A 19,336-nucleotide genomic window follows, 5' to 3' on the forward strand; every position below is an offset into this window, starting at 1 on the left:
TGTGAAGCTTTTATGTTTTTATCTTTCAAGCGTAAAATTCGGAATGATTTTCGGGCGTTCCGTTTCATTAGCAACTTTCCAGGATGTTCTGTACATCCATTCTGTCATTTTGTACAGCTTTTTATAGTTGATGTTCTCGGATTCATCCTGTGGGGTATGGTATTGGTCATGCAGTACACTGGTGAAGAATACGGCAGGAATCCCGATTTTAGCATACGGAAGATGATCACTTCTGAAGTAAAAATATTCAGCGTGGTTGGGAGAATCCCAATCTTTCAGATATTTAAATCTGGTACTCTCATTATTGGCTTCTTCAGCCATTTTTACAAGCTCTTCAGAATTTTTGTGAGGGGCATTTCCTCCTAATAAGGCCGCTTCATTATTATCATTTCTTCCGATCATGTCACCATTCAGCACCGCTACAATTTTTTCTTTAGGAACTACAGGGTGGGCTGCATGCCATCTGGAGCCCAGCAATCCTCTTTCTTCAGCACCATGGAAAACAAAAAGGATGCTTCTCTTTCCCGGCTGTTTTTTATAGGCTCTTGCCATTGCCAGCATAGCAACACAGGTACTTGCATTGTCGTCGGCTCCGTTATAAATGGTATCATTTTTTACAGGATGTCTGATTCCGTCGTGGTCCTGATGTCCGCTGAGCAGAACATATTCATTTTTAAGGACCGGATCTGTACCGTCTATTTTTCCGATGATGTTCACAGAAGGGTATTTGTAGGTTTCTGTAATCAGGTTCAATGATGCTTTAGGATTATTTTTCACCCAGCCTGCATTTTCTCTTTTGATCCATAAAACAGGAATGTTATTGGTGATTTTTTCTCTCAGGCCTTCCACACCATAGCTTCCCCTGGTCATCTGGGGAAGTACTTCTACCCAGCTTTTTTCAGAGGTATCATCGGTAATGAAAATGATGGCTTTTGCTCCCAGTTCAGCAGCTTTATTATAGTATTTTGTTCTTACAAATCCAGGGTATCTTCTTACAAAAAGAGTCATTTCTTTCTCTATATTTTTATCAGAAGCATTTACAGCAAGTACTTTTCCCTTGATATTCAGTGTAGGGAGATCTTCAGGTTCAGCATTTCCTGCGTATACAATTTCAGCATCAATGGATGCATTTACAGGTTCGGCAACAAGGAAGTCTTTCCACAATTTAAGATTCTGATCTCCTATTTTCAGACTGCTTTGCGGAATAATCTGATGTCTGTACATATCAAAGAACTGGAAGAAAGTTCCGTTGTCTCCCGCAGGTTTCATTCCGGCCTCCTTCGCTTTGTCAGCAAGCCACATAGACACTTTCAGCTCGTCCAAAGTTCCGGCTTCACGGCCCCAGAACTGGTCTGCTGCAAGTTCATACATATCCTTACGGAGATCAGCTTCTTTAATAGCAGAAACCAAAGGCTTTTTATAGCTTTGAGCATTGCCTATACTGAACAGGAACAGGCCCAATAGTGAAAGAATATAATTTTTATTCATCTGTTTCTTAATTCAGATTGGCAAGTTTATCAGAGAACTGTTTTGAAAACTCTTTTCTGTCCTCTTCCAGTTTTTCCTGGTTGGAAGGCAAAATATAATTAAAAAGGATTTTGTCTTCGTTGTCTAAAAAGATGATTTCCTTTTCATTTCCATCGATCATCTGTGAGAAAATCTCCCACATCGGAGTGTCTTTTAATTTTAATAATTCAAAAAACTGTTCTGCTTTGATTTCGATTTTCTGCATGTTCTTTTTTATATATTATCGTTGAATGCTGTTGAAATATATTTCAAAATTAAAGATTTTGCCTTTCCCGGACCATTAAAATTCCAAAAACTTCAGTTTAAACTGAACGGCAAAATTCTGATTGAAATATGGAGTAGCATAGTAGCCTACCCTGTAGAATACCCCGAGGTTGAAATAGCTGGAAAGGAAATTGTTCCATTCCAGACCTACTTCCTGATACAGGTGGTCTAGTTTTCTGAACCTAAACTGGTGGTATTCCGGATGCTTCATATCCCCGATGGTTCCCCTCAGTACAAAATCAAAGCTGGAAACATTATGTCCGAAACTTTTGAAGTAAAAGGGCAATTTGTGGGTGAAATAATAGGCTACGAACTTGTCATTATAATACTTTCCGCCCTCCAGTGTTGCAAAACCGAGGAAAGAAGTCAGGTTGAAGTTGAAATCTTTTCCCGGAGAAGCCAGTCCGTTCATCGTAAAATTTTTCCAGATAGGTGCCTGCCCCAAAACAACTCCGCCGTAAAGCCTGAAGCCTGTAGTTCCGATCGGAGTTTTAAAGTTATGAACAAAAAGAGCATCAAAACGGGAGTAGTTAAAGCTTCCGCCCAGCATTTTGTAACTCTGCTCATAATTAAAATAAAGCTCAGGATATTTCTGGTCAATCAGTGATTTCCCCTGTGGGGTCATGATATTGGTAGAATTGGGAGAGTACTTCAATGTAAACAGCGTATTGAAGTTTTTGAAGGAAGATCCTCCGTCCCTGAACTGATAATCAAATTCAGCTTCTTCTATATTTCTTCTTACCGCAAGGGCAAGGGTAAGACCGTTTGTGACATCATTCAGATAAGATAATGAGGCTCCTTTGAAGTGGAAATATTTGTCATTATTCAGGTTGTTCCCGAAATTCATCATCCTCATTTTGAAGTTCCAGAGTCTTCTGTAGAATTCGCCGGATGCTGTTACATCATCATAAAATTCAAATCTGAAAAAGGAATTTTTTTCTAAAGAGGTCTTCATATCCAGTCCCATACCGTATTTCCATCTGCGGTCTTTCACACCATAGGCAAAATAATAATCGGGAGAGAAATAGGGATTGAAATTTTCATTCATTTTGGCCTTTAATCCCAGTCTGAAACCTTCATACGAGTTATAGTTCACAACCTCATCTACTGCAAAATCTACGGAATTGACCCTGATCTGCCCATTAAGCAAACCAGATAAAATCTGTGCTTTACCGTCTATTTTATATTGTTTTCCTAAACTGTCAATTGTTTTATAAGTATTTTGTTCCCTGTTGGTGAGAGGGTCGGTACGGTATTTATCCAACGAATGGCCGTCGATACTCTTTACCGAGAAAGTATAGCCTTTAAAATCTTTCCGGTCTTCTTCAATAGGAGATTCAAAATCAAAATATTTGGAAGTCAGGAAGGCATAGGTACCAAAGCTTTTTTTGTCTTTTTTGTTGAGACGGTCTTTATCATCCATGGCCATTTTACCCATTTTAAGCTTTGCTTTTTCCTGTGCAAGGAACCATTTGTTGTTGTAAAATACCCAGGTGCTGGTAATGATCCCGTCGTTTTTATTTTTGCTGAAGTTTTCAATTTTCTTGATTCCGTAAGTCTCGGTGTCTACATAGATTGCACCGTTGTACTTTCTTTTTCTGTCCGGATTTTTATAATTAACCTCACGGAAGCGGATCACAAAATTTTTCCTTCCGTCAATGTCAACAGTATCGGAAAGAAAGAATCTGTAAAGTCCTCTGTTTTCAGGCTTCACCTGTTCCGGAACGATGTCCCTGTTACTTTGCTGAAGGGCGATCATTTCGTAGATCGGCTGCTTCAGGCCGGAAATTCTGTTGTCGAGAATATTGATCTTTTCCCCGTATTTTTTTGAGTATAAAAACTCCTGGGCTCTTTCCCACAGAAACAGTTTGCTTTTAGAAAATATCTTTCTTGCGTTGATGTTGTTTAAAGAATCCTTTGTTCTCTTTTTCTTGAAAACATTCAGATCGTTGAAGTACTCCTGAAATTGGGAAATACTGTCTTCGTCAATATCCAGGGAGATTTTCTCATAAGATTTATAAGAGTAGGAGCCAAGGCTTTTGGGTGAATTTTCCTTGAACAGTTTGTTTACTTTTTTCAGAATTTCCAATGCTCTCGGATCACTTTTATCTTCTATAACCACCGCTTCAATATTGGTAGTTTTTGAAGATTTTCTGATCAGGGAAACTTCCATACTGCTTTCAATCGCAACGACTTCCTTCTGATAAGATTCGGCATCAATTTCTATGTCCTTACATTCTGTTTTGAATTCAAGGAACCCCAGTGCATTGGTATACCCGATAATCTTGTTATCACACGATATTTTCGCATTAGAGACAGGCTTTTGGCTGGTGTCATCCACAACCTTTATTTTCAGTTGTGAATACCCCAAAAAGCTCATCAGAAATAATAATAACAATAAAACCCTTTTCATGTAAAAAAACTGGATCAAAATTAATCATATTTATTGGCCTGTAAAAGTTTTTAACAGAGTATAACATTGATTTAATCTAATTCTGCAATGGAAAATTAAGAACGGTGAAATGTTATTGATGATTGAGATGTTTAACCAGGAAGTCCGAAGCTGGAGGCTGAAAGTTATGAGGTCCGAAAGCAGAACTTTCAGACCTTATTAATTTTTCCAGGTTACATGATTAAATCTTAAGACTGGAGGTGTATACTCCGGGGAGTTGCACAGATAAAAAACTTCGCAATCTCATTAATCTGCGGTGGTTTAATCAAATTTCCATAAAGCAGTGAAAAAAGAAAGAGAATGATATGATAGCCGGATCATAACTTCCAGCTTCATTCTTCCAGCTTCCATCTTACTTACTATCTGTCATCCAATGCTCTCATAAAATCAATAATATCATCAATTTCCTGATCCGTAAGCTGTAACGGAGCATCTGAAAGCGTCTGGTTTTCTACTTTGAATCCAAAGCCTTTTCCTCCGCCTTTATTATAAAAATTCATGACTTCTTTCAATGTTTTATAACCTCCGTTATGCATATAAGGAGCCGTCCTGCTGATGTTTCTGAGCGTAGGAGTTTTAAAGGAATGCTGAAGCGATGCCACTGTTTCATGGAATTTTCCTCTGCCCGGATCCTGGTCAAAAGTTTTGTTCGCTCCGTTGGTAGCTGTTCCCAGTACCTCCTGTTCTGTCTTTTTGAATGTGGGGGGTACGGTTCCGTTAAATAACGGGATAAAGTGGCATATGGCACACTGAGCCTTTCCTACAAAAAGATTAAAACCGCGTTTCTGGCTTTCTGTCATTGCCGATTTATTGCCCCGCATATATTCATCAAAACCCGAATTGAATTTTGCCAGCGAACGGATATAGCTTGCCAGTACATTCTGAAGCTGCCAGATTTCTGTTTTCTGAGATTGATACACCTTTTTAAAGGCCGCCTGATATTCCTTATCCTGATTGATCTTTGCAAGAATAACATTAAGGTCACCATGCATTTCTTCCTTATTGGAGATCACATCAGAGCTCTGGCCTTCCAGATCCTCCTTCCGCATATCCCAGAACTGCCCATGCTGGTAGCCTGCGTAATTAAGTGAAGGAGCATTTCTTGCAAGCTCTGCATTTTCAAGGGACATTGATTTTGCCAGCCCGTCAGTAAATGCTTTTTCAGGGATATGGCAGGTGGCACAGCTCCTGTTGTTATTGTTGGAAAGTATTTTATCGTTAAAAAGTCTGTGACCCAGTGCGGCTTTTTCTTCTGAAAATGCAAATTCATTACCCGGAGTGAATGCATTGGGATTGAAAGCATTCTTTGAAAAAAATGTAGCGGCATTTTTGTTCAGAGCAGTCGTTACTTCAACATCCGGGATCTGTTCCTGTTTCTGGAAGTCCAGCAGCAGGGAAGTGATCTTGTTAAGATGATCAGGGATGAAACTGACATAATCAAAAGAATTCTTATCCGGATTCTTTTTCAGTATTTCAACAGCGGAACTGATTTCAGCACTGATACTTTTCAAAGCCTTATCTTTTGACGTGCCGGTAGAAATTTGCTGTAAAGTCTGCTGTATTGCTTCAAGTGCATAGGGCATTTCCTGCAAAGATGTTCCGGAAACAGGAGTATCGAATCCTGCAATTCCTAAACTGGCAATTCTGAATACTTCCTGCCTTAATGCATCAAAAACCTGATTTTTACTTACCGTAATTACCTGAAAGTTGGTTTTAATAGCATTGCTTTTATTGATCAGCTTTTTCAGAAACCTGATCACCTCATCTTTATTGGCCTGATCATATGGGTAGAGCATTTCTTCCAGAAGCTGTAATCCCTCCGGTTCTATTTCCGTATGCTCATCCATTTCAATCTCAGGAAGGGCCGGTCCGTTGATGAATCTTGCAGAATGGGGGAGGAAATATTCTACAGCCCATTCCATTTTTTTGTAAGTCTTTCTGAGTGTTGCAAACTTTTCCTGAAGAAGTTTTTCATCAGCATTATTAGAAACAAGATCTGTAAGTGCATTGACCTGTTTTTCAAACTCAGCATTGTTGGTAAGGATTTCTTTTTTTACGGAACCTAAATCTTCATATACAGGCTGAGGTTTTTCGTTTTTACAGTAGGCCAAAACCAAAAGTGCCGTTGCCGCATACAAAAACAGGAGTACCGGATATTTTGAGAGTTTCTTCATTGCATGAAAAAGTACCAACAGAATATTTTCTGCTGATACTTTGATTTTTTATGAGTAATTAAAGCTATTTTTCTACGTTTCTGATGATGACAACCTGTCCGCCCTCTTTATTGGTATTCACTCCGGAACCGTCAGGATTCATAAATTTATCCGATTGCCATGTATGAGAATGGATATTCACGGTAAATGTATTAGGAACTCCAATGATATCTGAAATGTCAACCATTGCCCCGAATTCCCACGAACCAAATTTCTGAAGATCTCCGGACTGGTTGTAAGCCGTCTGCCATGCTGAATTACCTCTGTTGTGCTTCATATTCAGCCACGGTTTATATTGTTTTGTTGCAATATTCAGCTGCCATATGTAAGAGTCGTGATTGGCTGCTTTGTAATAAGAATCACCGTCTTCCTGAATGTAAACATAGTTTTCAGTCACGCAAAGGTTATCAGGATTGATCAGGTTGTTTCCAGGATTAGAATCTCCTTCAGCTACTACTTCCAGTTTCCCGGTCAGCATATTGTTGGAATTTAAAACAAGCTTGTAAACCCTTCCCCACATGGTTAATCCCGGTTTTGGATTAACACCGTCTGAAGATTCACCGGTTGCTGTAAAATAGATCTCTCTTCCTTTTCCTGCCCCTTTTCTGTAATCTACATCTTCCACTCTTGAAAAACGGATTGCATTATTATTGATATTGGCCTGGTTGATCTGGGCTCCTGTAAGGTTTTTTGCTCCTGTAATTTCAACAAATTCCACATCGTAGCTGCCTCCTTTGTTCATGTCAGTTTCTTTGTAGTTATTGTTGGTTCTTTTTAAGGCATATAGTTTTCCGTTATCAAGATCTCCCTGGGTATCGGCTACGTACATGATCAGCTGTCCTGCAGATTGGTGTGAAGTAGAATAGGACTGATCTTCACCAATGATGATATAAGATTTCCCGTTGGATACGTCTTTAGGAAGCGGAACGGCATTTTCCATAGACGCTTTTCCTAAAGCCGGCTTTACCCTGGTCTTATCCGAAGCCTGGGAAACAGGTGCTAAAGGGTTTAAAGCATGCACCATACTCTCTTCCCCGGATTCTCCTGCAGTAAGGAATGCACTGAAACCGTGAATTTCAGGAGTTGCCAGTGTTGCAGAACATAATCTGGTGATTCCTCCGGTACCATTAAGAATGTATTCTCCTTTTACAGGTCTGAATGTTTTATCCAAATAGACTCTGGATACAGACTGCTTGATCTCATGATTGGTGATCATCAGGTATCCGTCAGAATTAGGGTCCTTCATGATTCCCATCCCATCCGGCTGGCCCCCGAAAACAAAGTTGGGAGATCCCGGAAGTACATCTGAACTTGAAATAAGTGTGGTGATGTTCAGATTTTCAAAACCTGGCATTCCAAAAACGAAAGCTGATTCCTTAGAAAAGTTGTCAATCTTAATATTGTCATTGACCGGAGTATTTCCTCCATCGTTATTATCATCATTACAGCTCTGAAAGATAAGGGCTGCAAGGAATAAAGCACCGATAGTTCTGTTGATTTTCATAATTGTTTTTTTTGAATTTCGATTACGACAAAACTAGAGGTCTATTGTGAATTGTATTTTACGGGGACGAAACAATTAGTTTAAGATTACGTCAGGATTTGTTAAGATAAGATCAATAATTAGAATGGATATAAATAAAAAAGCTTTTTGTTGAAAAATTAATATCATCAGTTGATGACACAGCGAATGCAAAGTTTTTCTTGCATTTTTGTCGTTTGCAATGGCATTACACTCAACTAAAGCTATGAAATAATTACCTTTTTTACTGAATAAACTGACTTTTGCGACCGAAATATGGATCATGCTGAAACCCTTCCGGTCTGATGAATGAAGAATTTTATCATGGTTATACTGATCAATGATCAAAGAAACTGGGCTGCCTCGAAACGAGGCAGCCCAGTGTTATAATAGCTATATTATTCTCAGATATTCAAAGCTTTCTGATAGGCATTTTCCAGTCCATCAAGGTTTTTACCACCTGCTGTTGCAAAGCCCGGGTTTCCGCCGCCGCCTCCCTGGATCTCTTTTGCAAGATCTTTTACGATGGCACCGGCCTGGTAATCTGCTGCCAGATCATCAGAAACTCCTACAGTGATCATCGGTTTTCCGTCTGCATCAGAAAGGATAACCGTTACCGAAGTTGGAATTTCTTTTTTCAACTGGAATACGATATCTTTTACAGAACCGGCATCCAAAGAAGTTTTCTTTACTAAAAGCTGCTTGTTGCCTTTCTGCTCATAAGCATTCTTCCATTCCCCGATTTCTCCTTTTGCTTTCTCTTTCTTAAGAGCATCTACTTCAGATTTCAGTGAAGCATTTTCTTCGATTAGTTTTTCAATAGATCTTACCACATCTTTAGACTTCAGCAGCTGGGAAAGCTCAGTGATCTGCTTTTCAAGATTTTTGAAATACTCTTCGGATTTATCTCCTGAAATTGCTTCAATCCTTCTGATTCCTGCTGCTGCAGAACCTTCTGAGGTAATTTTGAAATGACCGATCTCGCTGGTGTTTTTTACGTGAGTTCCTCCACAAAGTTCTTTCGACGTTCCAAACTGAATCATTCTCACGTTATCACCATATTTTTCACCAAATAAAGCCATTGCTCCCTTATCCAAAGCCTCCTGGATAGGAATACTTCTGAACTCCTGCAATGCAATGCTGTCTTTGATTTTCTGGTTTACTTTTTCTTCAATTAAAGCCAGTTCTTCTTCAGTCATTTTATTGAAATGAGAGAAGTCGAAACGAAGATAATCAGGACCTACATAAGAACCTTTCTGTTCTACGTGAGTTCCTAAAACATCTCTTAAAGCTTCATGCAGAAGGTGAGTTCCGGAGTGGTTTGCCTGAGAATTCTTTCTGTCGGAAACATTTACCTTAGCATAAAAAACGGCTCCTGCATCTTTCGGAAGACCGCTGATCAGCGAAATGATCAATCCGTTCTCTTTTTTAGTTTCCAGTACTTCAAAGCTTTCAACGGCATTCTCAAGAACACCTTTGTCTCCAACCTGTCCACCTCCTTCAGGGTAGAAAGGAGAGCTGCTCAGTACTACCTGATAAAATTCCCCGTCTTTATTTTCTACCTTTCTGTATCTTGTGATATAGGTTTCAGATTCAGTCTGATCGTACCCTACAAAATTTTCATCTCTTTCTTCTAATACAACCCAGTCATACACTTTCTGAGCAGAATCCTGCTGAGAGCGTTTTCTCTGCTTTTCTCTTTCAGCTTTGAAGCCTTCCTCATCAATTGTTAACCCTTTTTCTTCCGCAATGATTCTTGTTAAATCATCAGGGAAACCATAAGTATCATACAATTCGAAAACCTCAAGAGTAGGTAAAACTTTCTGATTGTCAGCAATAGTTTGCTGAATTAATTTCTCAACACGGATCAGTCCTGTTTCAATCGTATTCAGGAATGAATCTTCTTCACTTTTGATTACTTCAGTAACCAGTTTACCTTGTTTTTCGATTTCCGGGAATACCGCTCCCATTTCCTTTTGCAGTACAGCTACAAGTTTATAAAGGAAAGGTTCTTTTATTCCTAAGAATCTGTAAGAATAAGAGATAGCTCTTCTCAGAATTCTTCTGATTACATATCCAGCTCCTCCGCTTGCAGGAAGCTGACCGTCTGCAATTGCAAAAGAAACCGCTCTGATATGGTCTACCACTACACGGATCGCAATATCTTTTTCGTCTTCTAAAATTCCTGTATATTTCTTACCTGAAAGCTCTTCAACTTTAGCAATAAGCGGAGTGAAAACGTCTGTATCATAGTTGGAAGATTTTCCCTGAAGCGCCATGCAAAGACGCTCAAAGCCCATTCCCGTATCTACATGCTGAGCCGGAAGTTTTTCCAGAGATTTATCTGCCTTTCTGTTGAATTCCATGAATACCAGGTTCCAGACTTCCACTACCTGCGGATGGTCCTGGTTCACTAATGTAATCCCCGGAACAGCTGCTTTTTCTTCAGGAGTTCTCAGGTCGATATGGATCTCTGAGCAAGGTCCGCAAGGTCCGCTTTCCCCCATTTCCCAGAAGTTATCTTTCTTATTTCCGTTGATGATCCTGTCTTCTGAAATGTGAGACTTCCAGAAATCATAAGCATCCTGGTCTCTGTCCAGATTTTCCGAAGCATCTCCTTCAAAAATCGTTACGTATAAATTTTCTTTTGGAATTCCGTATACTTCAGTCAGTAATTCCCAGGCAAAAGCAATAGCCTCTTTCTTGAAGTAATCCCCAAAAGACCAGTTTCCTAACATTTCGAACATGGTGTGGTGATAGGTATCTCTCCCTACATCATCCAGGTCATTATGCTTCCCCGAAACTCTCAGACACTTCTGTGTATCGGCAATTCTAGGGGCGGTAGGGGTTTTGTAGCCAAGGAAAAAATCCTTAAACTGCGTCATTCCTGAGTTGGAAAACATAAGGGTAGGATCGTCTTTCAGCACAATAGGAGCTGAAGGAACGATAAGGTGCTCCTTACTTTTAAAATAATCTAAAAATTTTTGACGTATCTCTTGTGATGTCATAGTATTGCTTTTGCTTTTTTTAATATCAAATTTTGATAAGATGCAAATTTACTATTTTTAAGCGATTTGTAATAATTTTATGCTATGTTTTGAATGGTGCCGGCATTAGCTTTCAGGATATTTGTTTTTTCCGGTACAAACCGTTGATAAAGCTTACAGGGTTCAAAAACATGTAAGGTTTGAGGGATGGGAAATGGTTGTTCCCAATAGAGAAGATGCAGATTTAATTATATGTAAAATCAGGTTATTCATAAATTTTGCAATTTCCCACTTAACTTATTATCTTCGTTATGATCTGAGATAAGACAAAAAATCCTTCCCATGACAAAAGACGAAGAGTTGAAAAACTGGATAGAGCAGTATTCCGGGCCGCTTCTGAAAAAAGCACTGTATCTGCTTTCCGATAAAGAAGATGCCCAGGATGTGGTTCAGGATGTTTTTCTGGCTGCCTACTCAGCCTATGATTCCTTTGAGGGGAAAAGCCAGCCTTTAACCTGGCTGATGGCGATACTGCAACGGAAAGTTGCTGATTTTTACCGAAAAAAATACAAATCTGAGCCTCATGTAAGACTTGACCATTTTTTTGACGAAACGGGATCCTGGAAAAGGAATGATGTACTGAAAAGCTGGGATGCATCAGATACCGGTGATGAACTTTTAGATAATAATGATTTCAACAAAACACTTGAAGAATGTATTGAAGAATTGCCTGCAAGGTGGAAAATTTTGCTAAAAATGTATTATATCGAAGAAAAAAAAGCACCAGAAGTGAGTCAGGAATTAAATGTTTCAACGACTAACCTTTGGAAGATCCTTCAGAGGACCCGGATGCAGCTTCGGGAATGTCTGGAATTTAACTGGTTTTCAAGAGTATAAGTGATTTAAATGATAAAAAAGATTTTACATATATTATTTCTTCCATGCAGCGAGGCCACTCTGCTGATGGAAAAGCGTAATGCGGGATTGATTTCTGCCGGAGAAAACAGAAAGCTTAACCTGCATATCATGATCTGTAAATGGTGTAAGGCCTATAATGAAAAGTTAAAGCTTCTCGATAAGCTTTTTGAAAAGACATTTTCTCAGCAAAAAACTGAAATAAATGAATCTGAAATTCAGGATTTTAAAAATAAAATGATTGAGAAATTGAATTTTTAAGAAAATTTTGTCAGGATTTTAAAATGGCTCCGACTATACTTTTGAAAACAATAAAGTATCAATTAAAATCTTAAAGACATGGTCGGAACTACACACAAAATTACCCCAAGCCAATCAACCTATACCATCGGGTATTACCTTTCACTTTTCGGGGCAGCCCTCATCCTGTTATGGATAGGAATTTTCAAATTTACCCCAACTGAAGCGGCAGCAATAAAACCTCTGGTAGAAAACCATTTTCTGACATTTTTCGTATATAGAGTAATGAGTGTTCAGACAGTGTCAAACCTTATCGGAGCGATAGAAATTATCATTGCCTTATTACTGGTATTTAGTGCGAAATTTGCTGTACTGAAAAAGTATGCCGGAATAGGTATGATCGTCACTTTCATGGTAACATTGAGCTATCTGTTTACTACGCCGGGAGTCTGGAGGGTGGTAGATGGGGTGCCCGTGACAGATTTTTTTATTTTAAAAGACCTTATGCTTTTAGGATTTGGATTGATGATCGTTCAAAGTAATAAATAATGAATAAAAAGCTAAATATGAAAAATATATTAATTGTACTCGGGATTATTCTGGGTATAGCAGTATTTGCTGCAGGATCCGGGCTTTTTAAGAAGACGAAGCCCAATGAAGCTGAAACTAAAAAAGAAAAACAGGAAATTATGGATAACAAAAACGTCAGAGAGATTTATTTTGCAGGCGGATGTTTCTGGGGAACAGAACATTTTTTTCAACAGATCCGTGGAGTAGTAGGAACGGAAGTGGGATATGCCAACGGAAATACCCAGAATCCTACTTATGAAGAAGTGGTAAGCCATACTACAGGTTTTGCCGAAACGGTAAAAGTGAAGTATGATCCGGAACAGGTAGATCTGAAGCTTCTGATTGATCTGTACTTTAAAACAATTGATCCTACAAGTAAGGATCAGCAGGGAAATGACAGAGGTAATCAGTACAGAACGGGAATTTATTTTACCGATAAAACGGATGAAGCCGTAGTAAAAGGCGAAGTGCAGAAGCTGGCAAAAAATTACAGCAAACCTATATTGGTGGAAACCATTCCTCTGAAAAACTTCTACAAAGCGGAAGATTATCACCAGGATTACCTGGATAAAAATCCGGGCGGATACTGCCATATTGAACCGGGACTGTTTGAAATGGCCAAAAAAGCCAATCCGCTTCCGGCAGCAACAAAAGCAACCTCTTATCAAAAGCAGGATAAAAAAGTTTTAAAAGAAAAACTGACTGCCGAGCAATATAATGTTACCCAGGAAAACGGCACTGAAAGACCTTTCCAAAACGAGTACTGGGATGAAACCCGAGAAGGAATATATGTAGATATCACCACCGGGGAACCTTTATTTGTTTCTACAGATAAATTTGAGTCGGGGTGTGGATGGCCAAGCTTTTCAAAACCGATTACCAAAAGTCTGATTGATGAAAAACTTGACCGTACCCACGGTATGACAAGAGTAGAAGTCAGAAGTAAAACAGGAGATGCCCATCTGGGACACGTATTTACGGATGGTCCTAAAGATAAAGGAGGTCTTCGGTATTGTATCAACAGTGCTTCCTTGAAGTTTATTCCCAAAGCGGAAATGGAAACAAAAGGGTATGGAGAATACCTTCCGCTGCTGGATAAAAAATAATATTTTTTGAGAGTATATGATTAAAGTTCCGGCTGAACCTGAAGGTTCAGCCGGAACTATTTTGTAACAACGGAGATTTGTGCACCGGTGTAAGTATACAATTCTCAATGAATGAAGGATAAAGATTGCATCCGGTTATTTAAATTCTGTTCCGGCTCAAGTACATCTGGAATCTTTCTTTAATGCTGAGCATCGAGATATTTAAAAATAGTAAAAACCCGAAAATCATGTAAAAAGACTGTTGTGGTAAATGGGATAGCTGATATTCAAATTTTTGAAACCCTCTGAAGTAATATTCTTCAGGAAAATGGGAAAGGGTTCCGCATCTGAACATGAGTGACATATCAATATCTTTAAGAGTGGGGTCTATAAAAGAATGGACCGCAAAAATATGCCCTGTTTCCTCCAGGTCAATTTCATACTGATATTGCTTTGCTATTTCCATATCATTCATCACAGATACAAAATCACCATACGTATTATTATTGTTTAAGATAAACTCAATGCCTGTATGCTTTTCATTCCTTTTCTGAAGGTTCCGGAGTTCGGTAACATACAGTTCTGAGTTCTGCTTGGCAGTACCGGGAGCTATTGCTATTCTTTTATAATTCCAGTTTCTGTAGGGCACAAATGAGATGGGGCTTTGTATGTCTTCTCTTATTTTTGCAGGAATACCAATATCCATTACACGGACGTTGATCTCCTCAAACTTCTTATTACCGTAATACCAGAATAATACAGGAATGATCAGGGCACTGATCAGGCCCGGAAAATAGCAGATCTTTTTCATACAAATCTCTTTTTGTTGATTTGAAGATTTTGTTTAATGCTGAACAGGGAAATACTGAACAGGATCATAAAGCCCATGAAAAGATAATAGGCTTCTTTGGTAAGGTGAATGAAAAATTCACGGGTCTTATCAAAAAGATTAGGCTTCGGTATATTGTCATCTACAATTGAACCTGAATCTATTGCTTCAATCACTACATCATTACAAAGATAGCATGGTTCAGAATTCGGTTTCTGATACATAACGGGAACCAGCAAATGCCCTGTTTTTTCAAGATCTAATCCGTATTCTTCATGTTTTGTTATGTGCATGTCATTTAAAAGAGAAACAAAATCACCATAGGTATTTCCTTCTCCTAATATAAATTCAATACCTGTTTTTTGTTCATTTCTTTGCTGTAGCGCCCTGACTTCCGAAATATATAAGCCTGAATTTTCTTTTGCCTTACCAGAGGGAATAAATATTTTTTTATAGTTCCAGTTTCTTAATGGCTCAAGCGTATCGTTATAATTGCTGTTATCCTGATTTAGTTTGGCCGGAATTCTAATATCCATCACCGATGTTGTTACTTCTTCGATTTTTTTGTTGCCGTAATACCACAATAGTACAGGAATTACTAATGCGCTTATTAATCCCGGAAAATAATAGACTCTTATCATATCAGCCTTTTTCTGTTAATCTGAAGATTTTCTTTAATACTGAACATGGAAATATTCACCAATAATAGAAACCCGAAAATCATGTAAAAAGATTGCTTTGGAATGTGATTGACAAATGTTTCCGGTTGGATTAAACTGAGAGTTCCTTTTTTACGATGATATTCAGGGCCAATTGATCCTCCACAGATCGGACCCTTTTCCTTGTCCGGATCTTTATAAAAATGAACAGCAAAAAAATGGCCTGTTTTTTCCATATCCACACCATAAGTTTCCTGTTGAGCAAGTTGCATTACATCCATCAGAGCAATGAAATCCTGATATGTGTTTTTATCGTTGATGATAAATTCAATTCCTGATTCTTTCTTATTTCCTGCCTGAAGTTTTTTCAATTCAGAAATATAGAATTCCTGATTTTGAAGAGCAGTATGGGGCTTAACTAAAATTTTCTTGTAATTCCAGTTCCTATAAGGTTCAAAAGTATTGTCGAGGGGTGTATTGGCCTTGATTTTAGCAGGAAGTCCAAGATCCATTACAGTATATTGCGGATGAACTCTCTGATTCCCATAATACCAGAATAAAACCGGTATCAGTACCGCACTGATCAGTCCGGGAAAATAGTATAATTTTTTCATGGATAGTATTTTTATCAGAACCGAATGAAAATCTTAAGCCAAAAAATAAAAAGTGACCCGGAATGAGCCACTTTTATTAATAATTGTTATGAAATAGTATTATTTTCTCAATTGAAGATTGCTTACCAATCCCTTTTTCTCAGAATCCAGTAGGATCCGAAAATAAAAACGGCGCACCATACCAAACAGGCAATAAGGCTTTCTGTAGGGTAGTGGAATTCATATTTGATGCCCATCATTTTAGCCATATTCAGTCTCATCATAGGATTAGGAATAAGACTAGACATGCTTTCCAGCGGTAAAAGATGGCTTATAAAGAAATCATTTTGAAGGATTTCATTTCTTTGAGGTCCCTGCAGGCCTTTTACTTTGGTGAATACTTCAACGGTAGATAAAATTCCCTCCCCAATCCAGAAAACAAAAAGAGCCAGAAATACAAAGACCGATTTTCTCAGTAAAATGGATAAGAACATTAAAAAACAGAAGAACGTAAACAGTTTCACAAAGTAATTTCCAATGAAGAATATTTCTCCGAAAACCTTTGCAGACTCCGTTGTTTTTGAATACTGATATCCCAAAAACATCGTAATGGCCAGCACAATGATCGTAGAGACAATGGTAAAAATGCTGATCGTCAGCAGTTTTGAAGTGATAAATTCTTTCCTGCTCAGCCCGTCAATGGTATTTTGCTTAAACATTCTGTTGCTGAATTCCTGTGAGATGGAGAAAACAATGATCAATCCTAAGAAAATTTTCAGCAAAGCAACGATCCATGTGGTAAAATTCCAGATTTCAGGGAAGTTATAAATACCCTGTTCTTTCAGGTTTACCGTTCCTCCCAAAATATCAAAATCTATCAAACCAATGAAAAGCAGTGCAATAAGAATGGCAAAATAGAGGAGTGTGAAAATCTTGAATGGTCTGTAATTCAGATTTTTATAGTATTCCAGTTTTAATAGTTTCATCATAATTAGTTGGTGTTTTTTACAAGTTCAAGGAATTGAGATTCAAGAGACAGTTTTTTCTTGGTTAAATGAGATAGGAAAATCCCTTTTTCAGCCAGTTTCTGATTCAGCGCTGATGCTGATACAGATGCATCGTCACGAAGCTGGGCCTTAATATAATCCCTGTCCTGATTGACGAAACTGAACCAGGGAAGTTCATTCAATGCATTGAAAAGTAATACATTGTTGTCAGCTTTTAATTCAAAATAACCGTTATTGGCCGTCATTTCATCCACTCTGCCGCAATAGATGGAATTTCCTTCTTTCAGTACAATCACATGGCTGCAGATCTTTTCAATTTCATCCAGAAGGTGGCTGGCTATAATGATCGTAATGCCTTGTTTTGCAATATTGCTGATGATCTCCCTGATCTGGATAATTCCTTCAGGATCCAGGCCGTTGGTAGGTTCATCCAGAATCAGTACTTCAGGAGTATTCAGCATGGCAGAAGCAATGGCGAGGCGCTGTTTCATCCCTAAAGAGAAGGTTTTGAAAGCATCTTTTCTTCTTTCATACAGATTAACGGTTTTCAACACCTCTTCAATCCTTGAATAAGGAGTTTCTTTGATCTCAGCAACAATTTTAAGATTGGTTTCCGCACTCAGATAAGGATAAAAGTTAGGCTGCTCAATAATGGCCCCGATTTTCTTTAAAGTTTCAGGATCTGTTCCTTTTTTTCCAAACCAGAACCAGTCTCCGCTGGTAGGATTAATGGTGGAAAGCAGCATTCCGAAAGTTGTGGATTTTCCACTTCCGTTGGGTCCCAGAAGTCCGTAGACATTCCCTTTCTCTACGTCAAAAGAAATATTGTTGACTACAACTCTTTTGAATTTTTTTGTCAGATTCTTTACTGATAAAATTTTTTCCATGTAATTTGTTTTACATAGTAGTAGTCTATGTAAATTAGGGAATGTTACAGAATTATCATAAATCAATTTAAATTTAATTGTAAATGCATTAAATTTGATAGAATTAATGAAAAGTTTATGAAGTTAATTGAACTGGCAGAAGAACTGAATGTCTCTGCAGAAGCCATCAAACAATTTATACAGGATTTTGATCTTGAATTGGTAGACTGTATCAGCACCAATTTTGAAGTAAAAGAGGATTTTGAAAAATTTGCCCGTGAAAATGTAGATTTTTTAAGACTGTATGAAAAGGATCTGGATAAAAATAAAACCTTGGAGCAGATTGCAGAAGTGATCAATCAGCCTAAAGACAAAGTTGAAAAAGCAATAAAAGATAATAACCCGAATATTTTTGATAACGGTTTCTTTAAATCTTCTATTTCAAGCTATGGAATTGATAATAAATTAGGAGGAAACTATCAGTTCGTCTATGATTATTTCGGGCACAAAACCAGCTTGCAGCAAAGAGATTTTATTGGGTACAGAGACCTTTTCTTCTATACTTCTGCCGTTTTAGAACCTTTCCTGAATCCTCAGCAGATCAAAGATTGGGGAATCAATAAACCGGCAGGAATCATTTTGTACGGCCCTCCCGGAAGCGGCAAAATTTTCTGGGCGAACAAAATTGCTGAAATTATAGGATATCAGTTTAAAGAAGTTAAAAAACATTATCTCGGAACTTCACTTATTGACGGAAATGAAATCAATTTCAGCGACTTCCTGCTGAAGATGATGAAAGAAAATAAGATGCTGCTGTTTCTTGACGATTTTGATGAAATCATGAGACAGAGAACTGCCGAGACAGATATAGCCTCATGCAACCTTGAAGCCCAGGAACTCATTCTTCATTATATCGGAAAATTTGAGAAAGAAGGCGTACTGATGGTAGGTTCAGCCAATTCTGTTTCAGAAATTGATGAAGAAATCCTGGCACCCGGAAGATTTGATGTGATGATTCCGATCTTTCCACCCAATGCATCAGAACGTTCCGAAATTATATTATATGCAATGACCAAAGGGCTTGAAGAAGATTCCCTGCTCTATAAAATACTTAAGAACAACAAAGCGGATAAAGTTCCTTTCTGGCATGAGATTGCTTCAAAAATGAAAGCATTCAGCAATACAATGCTGATCGATTTTACGCAAAGCCTGAAGAAACGCATTAAAAACCTTTACCAGAGAACCAGAAATGAAAAACTGAAAATAGATCAAAGACTCCTGGAGGGTGCGCTACGGGATGCTGCCGGAAAACTGACCGAAGAATATCTTGATCAGGTTGCCAGGTTCCTTGCCGATGCTATTATCAATAATCTGGATGAATTCAGGTTCAGGATCCAGGCGCTGAGAAATGAGCTGGAAACATACAAAGTCGTTGAAGAACCGAGACGGGCTATCGGCTTTCATCATAACGGGGAGAAGGAAGTGTAGGAGAGTGAGAAAGTGGGAGAGTAAAGGAGTAAGGTAGCTTGCTATTTTACTGCTTTGTTATGCTGTCTTTATCTCAATTTCATTTCTTCCTGATTTTCATTATAACTGCATTAAAAAAA

The 19,336-nt window shown here is 38.3% G+C and carries 16 protein-coding genes; 5 read left to right on the plus strand and 11 right to left on the minus strand.

Annotated elements, in window-relative coordinates; all coding sequences use genetic code 11:
* Positions 1 to 18: 18 nt before the first annotated feature.
* From BBI00_RS01340 to alaS, 6 genes are all read right to left on the minus strand, one after another.
* Positions 19 to 1,488 (minus strand): M20/M25/M40 family metallo-hydrolase, encoded by a 1,470-nt coding sequence (locus BBI00_RS01340; RefSeq protein WP_065397073.1) that lies wholly within the window; start codon positions 1,486 to 1,488, stop codon positions 19 to 21.
* 7 nt (positions 1,489 to 1,495) lie between these two features.
* Positions 1,496 to 1,732: a hypothetical protein gene (locus tag BBI00_RS01345; RefSeq protein WP_065397074.1), complete on the minus strand. Its 237-nt coding sequence runs from the start codon at positions 1,730 to 1,732 to the stop codon at positions 1,496 to 1,498.
* A 75-nt stretch (positions 1,733 to 1,807) separates the two neighbouring features.
* A complete protein-coding gene (locus BBI00_RS01350) occupies positions 1,808 to 4,189 on the minus strand; it encodes a hypothetical protein (RefSeq protein ID WP_228394695.1) in 2,382 nt (793 codons plus the stop codon).
* A gap of 413 nt (positions 4,190 to 4,602) precedes the next feature.
* Positions 4,603 to 6,417 (minus strand): cytochrome-c peroxidase, encoded by a 1,815-nt coding sequence (locus tag BBI00_RS01355; RefSeq protein ID WP_065397076.1) that lies wholly within the window; start codon positions 6,415 to 6,417, stop codon positions 4,603 to 4,605.
* Positions 6,418 to 6,481: 64 nt separating this feature from the next.
* Positions 6,482 to 7,960: a PhoX family protein gene (locus BBI00_RS01360; RefSeq protein WP_065397077.1), complete on the minus strand. Its 1,479-nt coding sequence runs from the start codon at positions 7,958 to 7,960 to the stop codon at positions 6,482 to 6,484.
* A gap of 422 nt (positions 7,961 to 8,382) precedes the next feature.
* Positions 8,383 to 10,986: an alanine--tRNA ligase gene (alaS, locus tag BBI00_RS01370; protein WP_065397079.1), complete on the minus strand. Its 2,604-nt coding sequence runs from the start codon at positions 10,984 to 10,986 to the stop codon at positions 8,383 to 8,385.
* A gap of 321 nt (positions 10,987 to 11,307) precedes the next feature.
* Between alaS and BBI00_RS01380 the strand changes: the two genes are divergently transcribed.
* From BBI00_RS01380 to msrB, 4 genes are all read left to right on the plus strand, one after another.
* Positions 11,308 to 11,862 carry a sigma-70 family RNA polymerase sigma factor gene (locus BBI00_RS01380; RefSeq protein ID WP_065397081.1) on the plus strand — a complete coding sequence of 185 codons (555 nt, stop codon included), beginning with the start codon at positions 11,308 to 11,310 and terminating at the stop codon, positions 11,860 to 11,862.
* A gap of 9 nt (positions 11,863 to 11,871) precedes the next feature.
* Positions 11,872 to 12,141 (plus strand): hypothetical protein, encoded by a 270-nt coding sequence (locus BBI00_RS01385; protein ID WP_065397082.1) that lies wholly within the window; start codon positions 11,872 to 11,874, stop codon positions 12,139 to 12,141.
* A 78-nt stretch (positions 12,142 to 12,219) separates the two neighbouring features.
* Positions 12,220 to 12,669: a DUF417 family protein gene (locus BBI00_RS01390; RefSeq protein WP_065397083.1), complete on the plus strand. Its 450-nt coding sequence runs from the start codon at positions 12,220 to 12,222 to the stop codon at positions 12,667 to 12,669.
* 17 nt (positions 12,670 to 12,686) lie between these two features.
* The gene (msrB, locus tag BBI00_RS01395; protein ID WP_083988519.1) at positions 12,687 to 13,796 is read left to right on the plus strand and encodes a peptide-methionine (R)-S-oxide reductase MsrB; all 1,110 of its coding nucleotides are present in this window, start codon (positions 12,687 to 12,689) and stop codon (positions 13,794 to 13,796) included.
* Positions 13,797 to 13,935: 139 nt separating this feature from the next.
* Here the strand turns inward: msrB and BBI00_RS01400 are convergent, their stop codons facing one another.
* The 5 genes from BBI00_RS01400 to BBI00_RS01420 all read right to left on the minus strand — a co-directional run bounded on the left by BBI00_RS01400 (position 13,936) and on the right by BBI00_RS01420 (position 17,750).
* Complete coding sequence (locus tag BBI00_RS01400; RefSeq protein ID WP_065397084.1) at positions 13,936 to 14,586, minus strand: hypothetical protein; 651 nt, start codon at positions 14,584 to 14,586, stop codon at positions 13,936 to 13,938.
* Positions 14,583 to 15,245, minus strand: coding sequence for a hypothetical protein (locus BBI00_RS01405; RefSeq protein WP_065397085.1), 663 nt, complete (start codon positions 15,243 to 15,245; stop codon positions 14,583 to 14,585). The genes BBI00_RS01400 and BBI00_RS01405 overlap by 4 nt, the downstream gene beginning before the upstream one ends.
* Positions 15,242 to 15,877 (minus strand): hypothetical protein, encoded by a 636-nt coding sequence (locus tag BBI00_RS01410; protein WP_065397086.1) that lies wholly within the window; start codon positions 15,875 to 15,877, stop codon positions 15,242 to 15,244. The genes BBI00_RS01405 and BBI00_RS01410 overlap by 4 nt, the downstream gene beginning before the upstream one ends.
* Before the next feature lie 122 nt (positions 15,878 to 15,999).
* A complete protein-coding gene (locus BBI00_RS01415) occupies positions 16,000 to 16,845 on the minus strand; it encodes an ABC transporter permease (RefSeq protein WP_065397087.1) in 846 nt (281 codons plus the stop codon).
* A 2-nt stretch (positions 16,846 to 16,847) separates the two neighbouring features.
* The gene (locus BBI00_RS01420; protein ID WP_065397088.1) at positions 16,848 to 17,750 is read right to left on the minus strand and encodes an ABC transporter ATP-binding protein; all 903 of its coding nucleotides are present in this window, start codon (positions 17,748 to 17,750) and stop codon (positions 16,848 to 16,850) included.
* A gap of 117 nt (positions 17,751 to 17,867) precedes the next feature.
* On the opposite strand from BBI00_RS01420, the gene BBI00_RS01425 reads away from it, so the two are divergent.
* On the plus strand, positions 17,868 to 19,217 hold the full coding sequence (locus BBI00_RS01425; protein WP_065397089.1) for an AAA family ATPase: 1,350 nt from the start codon (positions 17,868 to 17,870) through the stop codon (positions 19,215 to 19,217).
* Positions 19,218 to 19,336: the final 119 nt, after the last annotated feature.

Source organism: Chryseobacterium arthrosphaerae (assembly GCF_001684965.1).
Taxonomy (GTDB): Bacteria; Bacteroidota; Bacteroidia; order Flavobacteriales; family Weeksellaceae; genus Chryseobacterium; species Chryseobacterium arthrosphaerae.

Bases quoted from the DNA above. Each gene is read 5' to 3' on its own strand.
- BBI00_RS01340 (WP_065397073.1), bottom strand. From the start codon at position 1,488: ATGAATAAAAATTATATTCTTTCACTATTGGGCCTGTTCCTGTTCAGT.
- BBI00_RS01345 (WP_065397074.1), bottom strand. From the start codon at position 1,732: ATGCAGAAAATCGAAATCAAAGCAGAACAGTTTTTTGAATTATTAAAA.
- BBI00_RS01355 (WP_065397076.1), bottom strand. From the start codon at position 6,417: ATGAAGAAACTCTCAAAATATCCGGTACTCCTGTTTTTGTATGCGGCA.
- BBI00_RS01360 (WP_065397077.1), bottom strand. From the start codon at position 7,960: ATGAAAATCAACAGAACTATCGGTGCTTTATTCCTTGCAGCCCTTATC.
- alaS (WP_065397079.1), bottom strand. From the start codon at position 10,986: ATGACATCACAAGAGATACGTCAAAAATTTTTAGATTATTTTAAAAGT.
- BBI00_RS01380 (WP_065397081.1), top strand. From the start codon at position 11,308: ATGACAAAAGACGAAGAGTTGAAAAACTGGATAGAGCAGTATTCCGGG.
- BBI00_RS01385 (WP_065397082.1), top strand. From the start codon at position 11,872: ATGATAAAAAAGATTTTACATATATTATTTCTTCCATGCAGCGAGGCC.
- BBI00_RS01390 (WP_065397083.1), top strand. From the start codon at position 12,220: ATGGTCGGAACTACACACAAAATTACCCCAAGCCAATCAACCTATACC.
- msrB (WP_083988519.1), top strand. From the start codon at position 12,687: ATGAAAAATATATTAATTGTACTCGGGATTATTCTGGGTATAGCAGTA.
- BBI00_RS01400 (WP_065397084.1), bottom strand. From the start codon at position 14,586: ATGAAAAAGATCTGCTATTTTCCGGGCCTGATCAGTGCCCTGATCATT.
- BBI00_RS01405 (WP_065397085.1), bottom strand. From the start codon at position 15,245: ATGATAAGAGTCTATTATTTTCCGGGATTAATAAGCGCATTAGTAATT.
- BBI00_RS01410 (WP_065397086.1), bottom strand. From the start codon at position 15,877: ATGAAAAAATTATACTATTTTCCCGGACTGATCAGTGCGGTACTGATA.
- BBI00_RS01415 (WP_065397087.1), bottom strand. From the start codon at position 16,845: ATGATGAAACTATTAAAACTGGAATACTATAAAAATCTGAATTACAGA.
- BBI00_RS01420 (WP_065397088.1), bottom strand. From the start codon at position 17,750: ATGGAAAAAATTTTATCAGTAAAGAATCTGACAAAAAAATTCAAAAGA.
- BBI00_RS01425 (WP_065397089.1), top strand. From the start codon at position 17,868: ATGAAGTTAATTGAACTGGCAGAAGAACTGAATGTCTCTGCAGAAGCC.